The sequence below is a fragment of the Flavobacterium defluvii genome (assembly GCF_900129555.1).
Classification (GTDB): domain Bacteria; phylum Bacteroidota; class Bacteroidia; order Flavobacteriales; family Flavobacteriaceae; genus Flavobacterium; species Flavobacterium defluvii.
Map to the genome: position 1 here is coordinate 360,352 of NZ_FQWC01000001.1, position 12,699 is coordinate 373,050.

General features: G+C 33.6%; 15 protein-coding genes. 8 read left to right on the forward strand and 7 right to left on the reverse strand.

Features of this window, described 5'->3' with window-relative positions; genetic code table 11:
* Window positions 1-9 precede the first annotated feature (9 nt).
* The 6 genes from BUC29_RS01605 to BUC29_RS01630 all read left to right on the forward strand — a co-directional run bounded on the left by BUC29_RS01605 (window position 10) and on the right by BUC29_RS01630 (window position 4,703).
* The gene (locus BUC29_RS01605) at window positions 10-621 is read left to right on the forward strand and encodes a thiamine phosphate synthase (RefSeq protein ID WP_073412731.1); all 612 of its coding nucleotides are present in this window, start codon (window positions 10-12) and stop codon (window positions 619-621) included.
* Complete coding sequence (locus BUC29_RS01610) at window positions 579-1,331, forward strand: hydroxymethylpyrimidine/phosphomethylpyrimidine kinase (RefSeq protein ID WP_073412733.1); 753 nt, start codon at window positions 579-581, stop codon at window positions 1,329-1,331. The genes BUC29_RS01605 and BUC29_RS01610 overlap by 43 nt, the downstream gene beginning before the upstream one ends.
* Complete coding sequence (locus tag BUC29_RS01615) at window positions 1,324-1,962, forward strand: thiamine phosphate synthase (protein ID WP_073412735.1); 639 nt, start codon at window positions 1,324-1,326, stop codon at window positions 1,960-1,962. The genes BUC29_RS01610 and BUC29_RS01615 overlap by 8 nt, the downstream gene beginning before the upstream one ends.
* Window positions 1,943-2,719 carry a thiazole synthase gene (locus BUC29_RS01620; protein ID WP_073412738.1) on the forward strand — a complete coding sequence of 259 codons (777 nt, stop codon included), beginning with the start codon at window positions 1,943-1,945 and terminating at the stop codon, window positions 2,717-2,719. The genes BUC29_RS01615 and BUC29_RS01620 overlap by 20 nt, the downstream gene beginning before the upstream one ends.
* 95 nt (window positions 2,720-2,814) lie before the next feature.
* Window positions 2,815-3,927, forward strand: a complete 1,113-nt coding sequence (gene thiH / locus BUC29_RS01625; protein ID WP_073412740.1) for a 2-iminoacetate synthase ThiH — start codon at window positions 2,815-2,817, stop codon at window positions 3,925-3,927.
* Window positions 3,928-3,992: 65 nt separating this feature from the next.
* A complete protein-coding gene (locus BUC29_RS01630; RefSeq protein WP_073412742.1) occupies window positions 3,993-4,703 on the forward strand; it encodes a HesA/MoeB/ThiF family protein in 711 nt (236 codons plus the stop codon).
* Here BUC29_RS01630 and BUC29_RS01635 read toward each other — a convergent pair.
* From BUC29_RS01635 to BUC29_RS01650, 4 genes are all read right to left on the reverse strand, one after another.
* A complete protein-coding gene (locus BUC29_RS01635; protein ID WP_073412744.1) occupies window positions 4,700-5,494 on the reverse strand; it encodes an MOSC domain-containing protein in 795 nt (264 codons plus the stop codon). The two genes, BUC29_RS01630 and BUC29_RS01635, sit on opposite strands and share 4 nt — an antisense overlap.
* A 2-nt stretch (window positions 5,495-5,496) precedes the next feature.
* Window positions 5,497-6,135 carry a leucyl/phenylalanyl-tRNA--protein transferase gene (gene aat / locus BUC29_RS01640; protein ID WP_073412746.1) on the reverse strand — a complete coding sequence of 213 codons (639 nt, stop codon included), beginning with the start codon at window positions 6,133-6,135 and terminating at the stop codon, window positions 5,497-5,499.
* A gap of 154 nt (window positions 6,136-6,289) precedes the next feature.
* Window positions 6,290-6,661, reverse strand: coding sequence for a DUF3127 domain-containing protein (locus BUC29_RS01645; RefSeq protein ID WP_057121274.1), 372 nt, complete (start codon window positions 6,659-6,661; stop codon window positions 6,290-6,292).
* Window positions 6,662-6,691: 30 nt separating this feature from the next.
* The gene (locus tag BUC29_RS01650; RefSeq protein ID WP_073412748.1) at window positions 6,692-7,567 is read right to left on the reverse strand and encodes a flavin reductase family protein; all 876 of its coding nucleotides are present in this window, start codon (window positions 7,565-7,567) and stop codon (window positions 6,692-6,694) included.
* A 160-nt stretch (window positions 7,568-7,727) separates the two neighbouring features.
* Between BUC29_RS01650 and BUC29_RS01655 the strand changes: the two genes are divergently transcribed.
* The gene (locus BUC29_RS01655; RefSeq protein WP_073412751.1) at window positions 7,728-8,882 is read left to right on the forward strand and encodes a sensor histidine kinase; all 1,155 of its coding nucleotides are present in this window, start codon (window positions 7,728-7,730) and stop codon (window positions 8,880-8,882) included.
* Between the two features lie 61 nt (window positions 8,883-8,943).
* On the opposite strand, the gene BUC29_RS01660 is transcribed toward BUC29_RS01655, so the two are convergent.
* A complete protein-coding gene (locus BUC29_RS01660) occupies window positions 8,944-9,333 on the reverse strand; it encodes an HIT family protein (RefSeq protein WP_073412753.1) in 390 nt (129 codons plus the stop codon).
* A gap of 67 nt (window positions 9,334-9,400) precedes the next feature.
* A complete protein-coding gene (greA, locus tag BUC29_RS01665) occupies window positions 9,401-9,877 on the reverse strand; it encodes a transcription elongation factor GreA (protein ID WP_073412755.1) in 477 nt (158 codons plus the stop codon).
* Window positions 9,878-10,032: 155 nt separating this feature from the next.
* On the opposite strand from greA, the gene BUC29_RS01670 reads away from it, so the two are divergent.
* Window positions 10,033-10,446 carry a Rieske (2Fe-2S) protein gene (locus BUC29_RS01670; protein ID WP_073412757.1) on the forward strand — a complete coding sequence of 138 codons (414 nt, stop codon included), beginning with the start codon at window positions 10,033-10,035 and terminating at the stop codon, window positions 10,444-10,446.
* Between the two features lie 40 nt (window positions 10,447-10,486).
* Here BUC29_RS01670 and BUC29_RS01675 read toward each other — a convergent pair whose 3' ends face one another.
* The gene (locus tag BUC29_RS01675) at window positions 10,487-12,646 is read right to left on the reverse strand and encodes a TonB-dependent receptor (protein ID WP_073412759.1); all 2,160 of its coding nucleotides are present in this window, start codon (window positions 12,644-12,646) and stop codon (window positions 10,487-10,489) included.
* Between the last annotated feature and the right edge of the window lie 53 nt (window positions 12,647-12,699).

Consider the following 12,699-nt stretch of genomic DNA (forward strand, 5'->3'; position numbering starts at 1 on the left):
AAAAAAGATATGATTGTAATTTCTAATCCTTTTTTTATTGAAGATGAAATTGAAATGCTGAATTCTTTATTGGAGGAAGGATTGTCTTTGCTTCATATTCGGAAACCTGATTTTTCTGAATTGGAAATGGCTCAATTTATTAATCAGATAAAACTAGAATTTCGAAATAAATTGGTTTTGCACAATCATCATCATTTAGCAGAAGATTTTGGCATTGACCGATTTCATTTTTCTGAGAAAGAAAGAAAACAGAATTCAGGCTTTCCTGCAAGGTTTTCAAAACCTTGTAGGTCTAAATCAACGTCAACACATTCTATTGAAGATTTTAATTCGTTAGAAAACGAATTTGATTATGCATTTCTAAGCCCCGTTTTTAAAAGCATTTCTAAGGAAAATTACTATCCAAAAAAAAATCTTTTTGAAGAATTAAAATTAAAAACAAATCGGCAAACAAAAATTATCGCCTTAGGCGGAATTAATTCAGTAAATATTCAGGAAGTTTTCGAAAAAGGTTTTGATGACGCAGCACTTTTAGGAAGCGTTTGGAAAAACGAAAATCCATTAAAACAATTTAAATTATGTCAAAAGATCGCCCTTTCGTACTTACAATCGCAGGTTTAGATCCGTCTGGTGGCGCTGGAATTTTAGCTGATATCAAAACATTTGAACAGCATAAAGTTACAGGTTTTGCTATTTCGACAGCTAACACGATTCAGACCGAAAATCAGTTTTATGAAATTCAGTGGACAGGTTTAAGTTTTGTAATTCGTTCCATTGAAACCCTTTTTTTAAACTATAAAATCAACGTTGTTAAAATCGGAATTGTTTCTTCCCTGCATGATTTAAGCCGAATCCTTTCAACTATAAAATTGCTTTCGCCTTCAACAAAAATTGTTTGGGATCCGGTTTTGAAATCAACAACTCAATTTGATTTTTTAAATATTGAAACTCATTCAGATCTAAATAAAATACTCCCAAAAATAGATTTAATTACTCCCAATTATCATGAGACAGAAATATTATTTCCTGGTTTTATTTCTAAAAATCTTTGGAAAGAAAACCAGATTTCAACGAACATTTTGCTAAAAGGCGGACATAACGAAAAGGCTTTGGGAAGAGATCGTTTATTTCTAAAAGATGAAGTTTTAGAATTGCTTCCATCAGAAAAAAATTGTTTTGAAAAACACGGTTCGGGCTGTGTGCTTTCATCAGCAATCGCTTCTAATCTTGCATTAAATCAAAACACAACAGAAGCGTGTAAAAATGCCAAAATTTATATCGAAAAATACCTGAGTTCAACATCAACTTTAATTGGATATCATTATGTATAGCAAACTTCAATATATCTCGCAAGGAGAAACAATCGAAAAACAATTGTACAATATTCATCAGGCACTTGACTCCGGATGTAAATGGGTGCAAATGCGATTTAAAAACCAAACCACAAAAGACACTTTTGCTTTAGCCGAAGCCGTAAAACCTTTATGCGAAAAATATACTGCAAATTTTATTGTAAATGACGACATATACCTCGCCAAGCAAATAGATGCTAATGGCGTTCATTTAGGCTTAACTGATACTAAAATTGATGAAGCCAGAGCTTTTTTAGGCATATCAAAAGTTATTGGCGGAACTGCAAATACATTCGAAGACATTGAAAATCATATGAAAAATGATTGTGATTATATTGGTTTAGGGCCTTTTCGCTTTACAACTACAAAAGAAAAATTAAGTCCAATTTTAGGTTTATCGGGATATTTTAATATTCTTCAAAAAATTAAAAAAAATAAAATCGAGATTCCGGTTTATGCTATCGGCGGTATTACTTTAAAAGATGTCAGTCCGTTAATGGAAACCGGAATTCACGGAATTGCACTTTCTGGCATCATCACCGAAAGCGATGAAAGAGAAAAATTAATTCAACAATTAAACGAAAAATTATATGCAGACATCATTGTTTAATATTGGCGATAAGAGCTTTAAATCCCGATTATTTCTAGGAACGGGAAAATTTGGTTCGAATGAAGAAATGGAAAACGCAATTTTAGCTTCTCAAAGCGAATTGGTTACGGTTGCACTTAAACGAATTGATCTTGAAACGGATACAGACGCCATTTTATCGCATTTAAAACATCCTAATATCAATTTATTACCCAACACTTCTGGAGCGCGAAATGCTAAAGAAGCAGTTTTTGCTGCACAATTAGCTCGGGAAGCGTTAGAAACCAATTGGGTAAAACTAGAAATTCATCCTGATCCGAAGTATCTAATGCCTGATCCGGTTGAGACTTTAAAAGCCGCAGAAGAATTGGCAAAGCTTGGTTTTATTGTACTTCCTTACATTCACGCCGATCCTGTTTTGTGCAAACATTTAGAAAATGCAGGAACTGCAGCCTTAATGCCTTTGGGTTCGCCAATAGGAAGTAATAAGGGTTTAAAAACGATTGATTTTCTTGAAATTATAATTGAACAAAGTAATGTTCCGGTTATTGTTGATGCAGGAATTGGCGCTCCTTCTGACGCTGCAAAAGCAATGGAAATAGGTGCCGATGCTGTTTTGGTAAATACTGCAATTGCCGTTGCGGGAAATCCGAAATTAATGGCTGAAGCTTTTAGAGAAGCTGTTATTGCTGGGAGAAAGGCTTTTGAAGCCAAAGTTGCCAATCAGCAAAATTATGCTTCGGCTTCTAGCCCTTTGACTTCTTTTCTTTATGAGTAATTTTTTTCAACCGCAAAGTTCGCAAAGACAAGCGCTAAGAACGCAAAGCTTTGCGAACCTTGCGTAAAACTTTGCGCTCTTTGCGGTTAAACATTATGAACACATTCAAATCTATTTTCGAGCAATATAACTGGGATGATATCCAGACCAAAATATATAAAACTACATCAAAAGATGTCGAAAGAACATTGGCTAAAACCAAATATAATCTCGATGATTTTTTGATTTTGATTTCTCCAATCGCTCAGAATTATTTAGAACAAATGGCACAGAAATGCCACGAAATTACCAAAAAACGTTTCGGAAAAACAATACAAATGTATGCCCCGTTGTATTTAAGCAACGAATGCCAAAACATTTGCACCTATTGCGGATTTAGTCTCGATAATAAAATCAAACGAAAAACCCTGACTGACGCAGAAATAAAACTAGAAGTTGAAGCTTTAAAAAATACTGGTTTTGATCATGTTTTATTGGTAACCGGTGAAGCGAATTATACTGTAAATATTAATTATTTCCTGAATGCCATTAATTTAATTAAAAACGATTTTTCTATTATTTCAGTTGAAGTTCAGCCGCTTTCAACCGAAGATTATGAGCGTTTACATAATGCCGGAGTATATTCCATTTTGGTTTATCAGGAAACGTATCATCAGGAAGTCTATAAAAAGTATCATACCAAAGGCAAAAAATCAAATTTTGATTATCGATTAGAAACTCCAGACCGAATTGGTTCGGCAGGAATTCATAAAATTGGTTTGGGTGTTTTATTGGGTTTGGAGGACTGGCGAACTGATAGTTTTTTCAACGCTTTGCATTTAGATTATCTTCAGAAAAAATACTGGCAGACAAAATATTCGGTTTCATTTCCGCGTCTGCGTCCTGCCGAAGGAATTATAGAACCCAATTTTATTATGGATGATAAAGATTTGACGCAGCTCATCTGTGCCTATCGTTTATGGAATGAAGATTTAGAAATTTCTATTTCAACGAGAGAGAATGAAAAATTCAGAAACAATATTATTCCAATTGGCGTTACGAGTATGAGTGCCGGTTCTAAAACTAATCCGGGCGGTTATGTCGTAGATCCGCAGTCTTTGGAACAATTCGAAATCAGTGATGAGCGCTCTGCAGATGAAATTTCAAAAATCATAAAAAATGCAGGCTATGAACCTGTTTGGAAAGATTGGAGCAAAAGTTTTATTTAATAAATTCCAATATTTAAACCCCAAATTCCAATCTAAAATCAACAATCTAAAATCTAAAATTTAAAGTGAGCATCATAAAAGAATTCCTTCGCTATAACAGACAAACTATTCTTCCAGAAATTGGTGATGAAGGACAGGAAAAACTAAAAAAAGCCCGCGTTTTAGTTATTGGAGCAGGCGGTTTGGGCTGCCCTATTTTACAATACATAGCAACAGCAGGAGTTGGGTTTATCGGAATTATGGATTTTGATACAATTGAAATTCATAATCTTCACAGGCAGATTTTATATACCGAAAATGAAATTGGTCAGCATAAGGCAATTGCAGCAAAAGAAGCTGTTGTAAAATTAAATCCACTAATTAAAGCTTTTGCAATCAATGAAAAATTAACCGCCGAGAATGCATCAAAAGTTATGCAACAATTTGATATTATTGTTGATGGTTCAGATAATTTTTCGACACGTTATTTAGTCAACGATACTTGTGTTAGACTCAATAAACCGTTAGTTTACGGAAGTATTTTGAGATTTGAAGGCCAGATTGCGGTTTTTAATCACAACGGAAGTAAGAACTTAAGGGATTTATTTTCTGAAATGCCCGATCCAAAAGATGTCCCAAATTGCAACTTAAATGGAGTCTTAGGAACTTTACCCGGAATTATCGGAAATATGATGGCACACGAAACCTTAAAATTGATTTTAGAATTACCAACTTTAAAAAATGAAATAATAATTTTTAATACGTTAAACTGGAATTTTACAAAATTGAATTTCTAAAAAACAAGCACATCACCAACATTGATAATTCCCGAATTCAGACTCACAATATTGGTTCCGAATAAAACCGAATTATCTACGTTTCTGTATTTACTTAGCGTTTTTAGAGGTTCTTTTTTCAAACGCCCATTTTCCGGATCATTGTTAACCATTACGCATCTTCCGCAGGGCTTTACATTTTTAAATTGAACTTCACCTATTGTAAAAGCCTTAAAGTCATCTTCTTCATGAGGATTTTCACTCGTAACTACAATATTCGGACGAAACCTTTTTATTGTAATTTTTTCATCGAGTTTATCATTCAAAAAATCTAAACTTTTCGATCCAATTAATAAATAAGGATAACCGTCGGCCAAACTTACATTAAAAGTTTGTTTTGCTCTGGAGCTTTCATGTTTGCGGTCTCCATTTTTTAAGATTTTGACCAATTTACATTCAAAACCCAAATGCCGGCTAAACCATTTTGAACTTTCAGGATTTACCTCAACAACTTCACTTTTATCATCCCAAACATTTACTTTTATTGGGTTTCCCAGATGTTCATTAATAGAAAATTCATGTTTGTGAGCCTGAAAAGTTATACTAATTTTTCCATTTGAAATTTGTGGATAGAACTGACTCATAATACGATGTTCCCTCTGCGTTAACATTTGATTTTCAGCATCAATTAACATCCATCTTCGGTCATTTTCAAAACCCATTTCTTCTGCCTTGGCAGATTGAAGGCTTATTCCCGCCAGGCTTTTTATTGGATAAATATATATTTCTTTTACAACATGAATAGTACTCATTTTTATTTGCTTTTTAAAATGGACATAAATTCGTCACGATCAATTTCGCGACAGCCTAAACTATCTAAATGCGGATTATAAACCTGACAATCTAATAATTTGTAATTTTCTTTCTTTAAATGATTTACCAATGCAATAAATCCAACTTTTGAAGCATTTGATATTTTAGAAAACATACTTTCACCACAAAAAATATGGCCTAAATCTATACCGTACAAACCACCAACCAGAACCCCTTCCTGCCAAACCTCAACCGATTTTGCAATTCCTTGTTTATGAAGTTCAACATACGCTTGGATCATTTCATCCGAAATCCAGGTTCCGTCCTGACCGTCGCGTAATATTTTCTGGCAGTTTAAAATTACTTCTTCAAAATTTGTATTGAAAGTAACAGTAAAAATATTTCTATTCAAAATGTTACGCATGCTTTTGGAGACATTTAATTCGTCTAAAAATAAAACCATACGAGGGTCCGGAGCCCACCACAGAATCGATTCGCCTTCGTTAAACCACGGGAAGATTCCGTTGTTATACGCCAGTTTCAATCGTTCAGGGCTTAGATCACCTCCAACTGCCAAAATGCCTTCATCATCGGCTTCTGAAACAGGTGGAAAATATAAATTATCAAATATAAAATACATCTTAAATAATCATTTTTGAAATTCCAAACTTTTTAATCTTGTCAATTCAACCAAAGGGAGAAATGACATAAACTGCAAAAAAATAAAATTCCAAATCCCAAATTCAAGTAAATGAATTGGAATTTGGAATTTAATAATTTGAAATTTTAAACTCTTAGAACGGTAAATCGTCTGGTTCGTCTTCGTTTAAATTTGTAGCCGGAGCAAAAGCTTCTGCAGCAGGAACTGACGGAGTTTGTGCAGGTCCTTCTGGTGCCAATCTTTCGATTCTCCAACCTTGAATACTATTAAAATATCTTGTTTCTCCTTGCGGATTAACCCATTCTCTTCCTCTTAAATTGATAGAAACTTTTACTGCCTCTCCTTGTTTGTAGCTGCTTAGTAAATCGCATTTATCTTGTGTAAATTCGATTAAAATGTGCTGCGGATACTGCTCATCTGTAGTTACTACTAATTCTCTTTTTTTGAATGAAGCACTAACTTGCTGCTCAGGATTAACGACTTTTACTTTTCCTATAACTTCCATCTTCGTCTATATTAATTATTGTTTCTATTCTTATTTTTTAGCTAAAAGCACTTTCCATGCCGATTCGATATCATCTTTATCCAAATATTTTTTGGCTTCTAAGTGCACTTTTTTCTGATCATCTGAGCTTAAAACTCCTTTTACAGAAAAATTTTCTTTCACAAATATACTAACTTCTTCTGTTGTAGGCAAGGCTTCGATATTTCCAAGTTTTCCGAGATCATTCCCGTTAAACACAGCACTTTCCTTAATAAAATTAGGAATCGCATCTACTCCAACACCCAAAGTTGTCAGCGGTTTTGGCACTTCAAAAAGTCCTTCCTTAGATCTTGAATACCAATTTGCTCCTAATCTTGAAACCAAATCTATTTTATGCTGATCGATCGCTCCGTTTTCATCCAGAATCGCTTCGTGAATATGAATTTTTACTACTTCACACAAAATCAAATTTCCGGCTCCTCCTTCTGTTCCTAACGGAATAATCTGCGTTATCTTGCATTCAAATTGTACGGGAGATTCTTTTACCCGATATGGTTTAACAAAATCAGACGGAATTTGTGTTAAACCGGCTTTTATAAATTCATTTACCCCTTCTCCATATTCTGTACTTGCCAGTGAAGTCTGCTGTACCAAATCATAATTAACTACGTTTATTACAACCTCTTTCGTAGCTTCTGCATTGATTAATGTATGTTTTACCGTATTGTCACGAACACGTCTTGAAGGCGAAAAAACCAAAATTGGCGGATTAGCACTAAAAACATTAAAAAAACTAAAGGGTGACAAATTTGGAATTCCTTTTTCGCTGATTGTACTGGCAAAAGCAATAGGCCTTGGCCCTACTGAACTTTGCAGATAACCTTGTAACTGCGCCGTTGAAATTTCTTTTGGATTGATGCTAATCATAATTATTATTGTTTAACCGAACCTCATTTCGGTCATACAAAAGTATAGAAATCGTTCAATTCAGAGAAATAGTTTTTGAAGATTAAAACAAAATCTTTTTAAAGTCTTCAAAATATAAAATGTGTTTATTTCGTTATATTTATACCTCAAAAATTAGTTTATGCGTTTTTCTGAAAGTAGAAATACAACTCGCTGGGTCATAATTCTTATTTCCTTTTCTATCATTACTTTGATTCTTTGGAATACTTATACTTTTTTCCAAATTTTCAAAAATGAACAGCGTTTAAAAATGAATCTTTGGGCCAATGCACAAAAAAAAATCATCAACTCTGATGAAAATACTGATTTGGATTTACCTCTTGAAATTATAAACAACAACACTTCGGTTCCTGTAATGCTCGTGATGTACGATAAGGTGATTAATTCTGTAAATGTTCCGGATCATATTATTAATGACAAAAAGGAAACTTTATCGTTTTTGAATCATTTGAAAAGCGAAAATGACCCTATTGTAATTGAATACGCACCTGGAAAATTCCAGCAGATGTATTACGGTAATTCGGCTTTGCTGAATAAACTCAAATATTATCCCGTTGCTTTATTATTGATTATTTTTTTGTGCGGTGCTTTGATTTATAATTTTTACAAAAGCACAAAAATGGCAACACAAAATAAATTGTGGGCCGGTATGGCAAAAGAAACGGCACACCAAATTGGAACACCTTTATCCTCATTAATTGGCTGGGTTGAGATTTTGAAAACAGAAGAAATTGATCCGTCGATTACACTAGAAATTCAGAAAGATATTGAGCGTCTTCAGACTATAACTGATCGTTTTTCTAAAATTGGTTCTGTTCCTGTTTTAGAACCGCACAATATTATAGCCGAAACATTAAATACGTATGAATACCTTCAATCTCGTTTTTCTAAACAGGTTTCATTTTCGTATGAGGTTCCTGAGCAATTGATTTTTGCATTGATTAATCCAACACTTCACAGCTGGACAATTGAAAACCTTGTAAAAAATGCGATTGATGCCATGAAGGGAAAAGGAAGTTTAGAACTTCATATTGAACAGGATTCTCATCATGTAAAAATAAACGTAAAAGATTCTGGGAGCGGAATTTCTAAAAACCAGTTTAAAACCATTTTTGAACCCGGCTTTACAACCAAAAAACGCGGCTGGGGATTGGGACTTTCTTTAACGAAACGAATTGTAGAAGAGTACCACAACGGAAAAATTAAGGTCCTGCATTCTGAAATTGGAAAAGGAACTACTTTTCAAATCAGCTATAAAATTGTTGATCCTGCTTAAGATTTCGGCATAAAAAAACACCAACTCAAGTTTTGAATTGGTGTTTTTATTTTTTTATCTCTTAAAGATTAGACTGAATATCTTTTGCTAAAGCTTCAAATTCTTCTTTTGTAAGCGATACTTTATTTTGAAAACGCATTTCGTCCATGTGATTCAACGGAATCAAATGTACGTGTGCATGAGGGACTTCAAGACCTACAACAGCAATTCCGATTCTTTTGCAGGGAACTGTTTTTTCAAGGGCCGCCGCAATTTTTTTAGAGAATTTCATTAAACCTAAATACAGCTGATCATCCATATCAAAAATCTTATCGATTTCTTGTTTAGGAATACAAAGCGTGTGTCCTTTAGCGTTTGGGTTTACATCTAAAAATGCTAAATAGTTTTCGTCTTCAGCAATTTTATAAGCTGGAATTTCTCCGTTTATTATTTTAGTGAATATTGAACTCATCGTTTATTCGTTTAATCGTTGTTTCGTTTAACCGATTAAACAATTAACCGATTAAACAATAGAAAATTTATTCTCTTGTAATTTCAAGAATTTCGAATTTCAGGGTTCCGTTTGGCACTGTAATTTCAGCTACTTCTCCAACAGATTTTCCTAGTAATCCTTTTCCAATAGGAGATGTTACAGAAATTTTTCCTGTTTTTAAATCGGCTTCACTTTCTGCAACAAGTGTATATTTCATTTCCATTCCATTGCTTTGGTTTTTGATTTTTACATTAGATAAAACCAAAACTTTCGAAACATCTAGTTGGGATTCGTCGATTAATCTTGCATTTGCATACACTTCTTCAAGTTTTGCAATTCTCATTTCTAATAAACCCTGCGCCTCTTTTGCTGCATCATATTCGGCATTTTCAGATAAATCTCCTTTGTCTCTTGCGTCTGCTATATCTTGAGATGCCTTTGGTCGCATTACACTTTTTAAATGCTCCAATTCATCTTTTAATTTTTTTAACCCCTCAGCGGTATAATAAGATACTTTACTCATAACTTCATCGTTTATATAAATAGAAAAAATCCCATCGGGACGGGATTTTGTATTACAAATATACTATTATTTTTAATAGTACATAATTATATGTTAATCATATAAAAATCAAATCTAAATAAATTATTTTTGTTTAACTAATTCTTATTAAAATAATGAAAAAATTCTGGCTCTTAATTCTCTTTGTTTCTGTGCTTTTCTCATGCAGCGACAGCGAACGCAGTAATAACAATCCGTACATTCCAAATTACAACGTTAATTTGTCTGTAGATATGAACCTTCCTTTATATTCTAATCTAAAATATGTAAGTAATGGTGTTATAGTTCCAAATTACGGAGCCAAAGGAATTATTATTTTTAATGCCGGAAATAGTTATAATGCTTACGATGCTGCATGTCCAAATCAGGAATTAAGTTCTTGCAATGCCATGACTATTGACGGCATAAATGCCGTATGTTCTTGTGACAAAACTTCTTACAGTTTGTTTACCGGACTTGGAGGAAAACAATATCCGCTAAAACAATATAGAGTACAAGTAACCGGAACAGTGATTCACGTTTACAATTAAAACAAAAAGCCTGAAATTAAACTTTCAGGCTTTTTTTGTTTTAGAATTTCAAAGTTAATCTAGCTAAGAAATTGATTCCTGCCTGTGGATAATAATATGGGTAAATGTCCCACATGGCTCCGTTTGAAACATATTTTTTATCCAGAATATTATTTACCAAACCAGTTATCATAATTGATTTAAAAATCGATTTTGGTTTAATTTCAAAAGAAACATTTAAATCGTTTACAAAATAATCTGCCAGTTTTGCTTCCGGTAATTCGATATTGTTCATGTATTGTTCGCCAACATATTTCTGTAACAATGAAATATGCAAACTCTTAATTGGGCTGTACACGATTATATTTCCTGCAATAACTTCCGGAGAATATGCAATTTTTGTTGTTCCGTAGTTTTGTCCTTCAACAGCCAGATCAACATTTTTATTACTACTCAAAGTAAAGTTTGGTCTAAGTATGAATTTTTCTGAAAGCGAAATCGTCGCATCAACTTCAAATCCTAAACGGTAACTTTTATCAGTATTAGAACGAATTGGCGCTCCAACATCATCTAATCTTCCCGTTAAAATAAGCTGGTCTTTGTAACCCATATAATAGAAATTAGAATTCAATTGGAATTTTTCTGAATTAAATCTCCAGCCTAATTCAAAATCGTTCAGTTTTTCAGGTTTTACATTTCCGCCTTCATAATCGGTTCTGTTTGGTTCACGGTTCGCTCGTGCGTACGAAAAATAAAGGGTGTTTTTTTGATTGATTTCGAAGTTTAAACCCGCTTTTGGATTAACGAAATTAAACGTATCGTCTACCAAACCTGTTTCCGGACTGTTGGCTTTATATTCTACTCTTCTGTATTGTAAATCTCCGTAAAAACTCAATTTCTGAGTTAACTGATAATTTGCTTTTGCGAAAATATTCCCGTCTGTTTTGGTTGAAAAATCATCGTAATAATGATCTCCCAGTTCAGATTGTGATGCATATCTTGCCCAAATTACTTTTCCGTAATGATCGCCTTCGTATTTATTCCAGCCTCCACCAAAAATAACGTCCAGTTTTTCTTCTTTATATTTTAAAGAAAAAGTTGTTCCGTAGAAATCATTATCTAACCATTTTTGACGGACTAAATCAGTCGTAGTAATAGCACCAACCGGATTTAAATTATAATCGGCCATATCGGCATCTTCTTTATAATTTTCGTAGTAACCTTTTCCTTTTGTATAATGAAAAGCTAAATTAGAACTCCATTTATCAGACCATGATTCACTCCAGTGTAACTGATAATGATCTTGCTGATAATTATCTGTTTCATTATCATAAAAACGTACATTTCCTGCTTCGTCTGTATACATTCCTGCAGAATTAAAAGTTCGGTCTGAATTTAGAGTTTCTGCATCAATTCCGTTCCAGGATTGGTATGTTTTTTCGGTTCCGCCAAAAACCAACGCTTTAATTAAAGTAGTTTTTCCAACATAAGTTCCTTGCAGAAAATACGATTTCAAATCGGAGCTGGCACGATCAACATAACCATCAGATTTAATAGTCGATAAACGTCCTGCCAATTCAAAATGATCATTTAGCAAACCAGTACTAAATTTTACCGTTTCTTTTTGAGAATTAAAACTTCCAAATGAACCTGAAACTTCTCCAGTTGGTTTAGACGCATAACTATCAGTAAGCATATTTAAACTTGCTCCAAAAGCACCAGAACCATTTGTAGAAGTTCCTACTCCGCGTTGTAATTGCAGACTTTCTACAGAAGAAGCAAAATCAGGCATATTTACCCAAAAAGTTCCCTGACTTTCAGCGTCATTATATGGAATTCCGTTTATGGTAACATTTACCCTTGTAGCATCGCTTCCGCGGACTCTGATTCCGGTATAACCAATTCCTCCTCCAGCATCAGAAGTTGTTACTACTGATGGCAGATAATTCATTAAAACGGGAATATCCTGACCAAGATTTCTGTATTTAATCTCTTTTTTATCCATATTACTAAACGTAACCGGAGTTTTTGAAGTAACACGAACTGCCGAAACCAACACGTTATCAAGCTGATTGACTTTTGTCGAATCCTGTTCCTGTGCGAAAGAAAATAGAGAATAGAATAAAGAAAATAGAGTAAAGAAAATGATTTTGGTTCGTGTATATTGAACCTTTGTACCTTTGCAACTTAGTACCTCAGTACCTTTAAAAAATGTTTTCATTCGTAAAAATTTACGAATAAAAGGGGGAATTATTCTTTTGTTAAATTAATAAA

Coding starts and splice junctions, on each gene's coding strand:
- BUC29_RS01660 (WP_073412753.1), bottom strand. CDS start 9,333: ATGAGTTCAATATTCACTAAAATAATAAACGGAGAAATTCCAGCTTAT.
- BUC29_RS01655 (WP_073412751.1), top strand. CDS start 7,728: ATGCGTTTTTCTGAAAGTAGAAATACAACTCGCTGGGTCATAATTCTT.
- greA (WP_073412755.1), bottom strand. CDS start 9,877: ATGAGTAAAGTATCTTATTATACCGCTGAGGGGTTAAAAAAATTAAAA.
- BUC29_RS01670 (WP_073412757.1), top strand. CDS start 10,033: ATGAAAAAATTCTGGCTCTTAATTCTCTTTGTTTCTGTGCTTTTCTCA.
- BUC29_RS01650 (WP_073412748.1), bottom strand. CDS start 7,567: ATGATTAGCATCAATCCAAAAGAAATTTCAACGGCGCAGTTACAAGGT.
- BUC29_RS01610 (WP_073412733.1), top strand. CDS start 579: ATGTCAAAAGATCGCCCTTTCGTACTTACAATCGCAGGTTTAGATCCG.
- BUC29_RS01645 (WP_057121274.1), bottom strand. CDS start 6,661: ATGGAAGTTATAGGAAAAGTAAAAGTCGTTAATCCTGAGCAGCAAGTT.
- BUC29_RS01605 (WP_073412731.1), top strand. CDS start 10: ATGATTGTAATTTCTAATCCTTTTTTTATTGAAGATGAAATTGAAATG.
- BUC29_RS01675 (WP_073412759.1), bottom strand. CDS start 12,646: ATGAAAACATTTTTTAAAGGTACTGAGGTACTAAGTTGCAAAGGTACA.
- thiH (WP_073412740.1), top strand. CDS start 2,815: ATGAACACATTCAAATCTATTTTCGAGCAATATAACTGGGATGATATC.
- BUC29_RS01615 (WP_073412735.1), top strand. CDS start 1,324: ATGTATAGCAAACTTCAATATATCTCGCAAGGAGAAACAATCGAAAAA.
- BUC29_RS01635 (WP_073412744.1), bottom strand. CDS start 5,494: ATGAGTACTATTCATGTTGTAAAAGAAATATATATTTATCCAATAAAA.
- BUC29_RS01620 (WP_073412738.1), top strand. CDS start 1,943: ATGCAGACATCATTGTTTAATATTGGCGATAAGAGCTTTAAATCCCGA.
- aat (WP_073412746.1), bottom strand. CDS start 6,135: ATGTATTTTATATTTGATAATTTATATTTTCCACCTGTTTCAGAAGCC.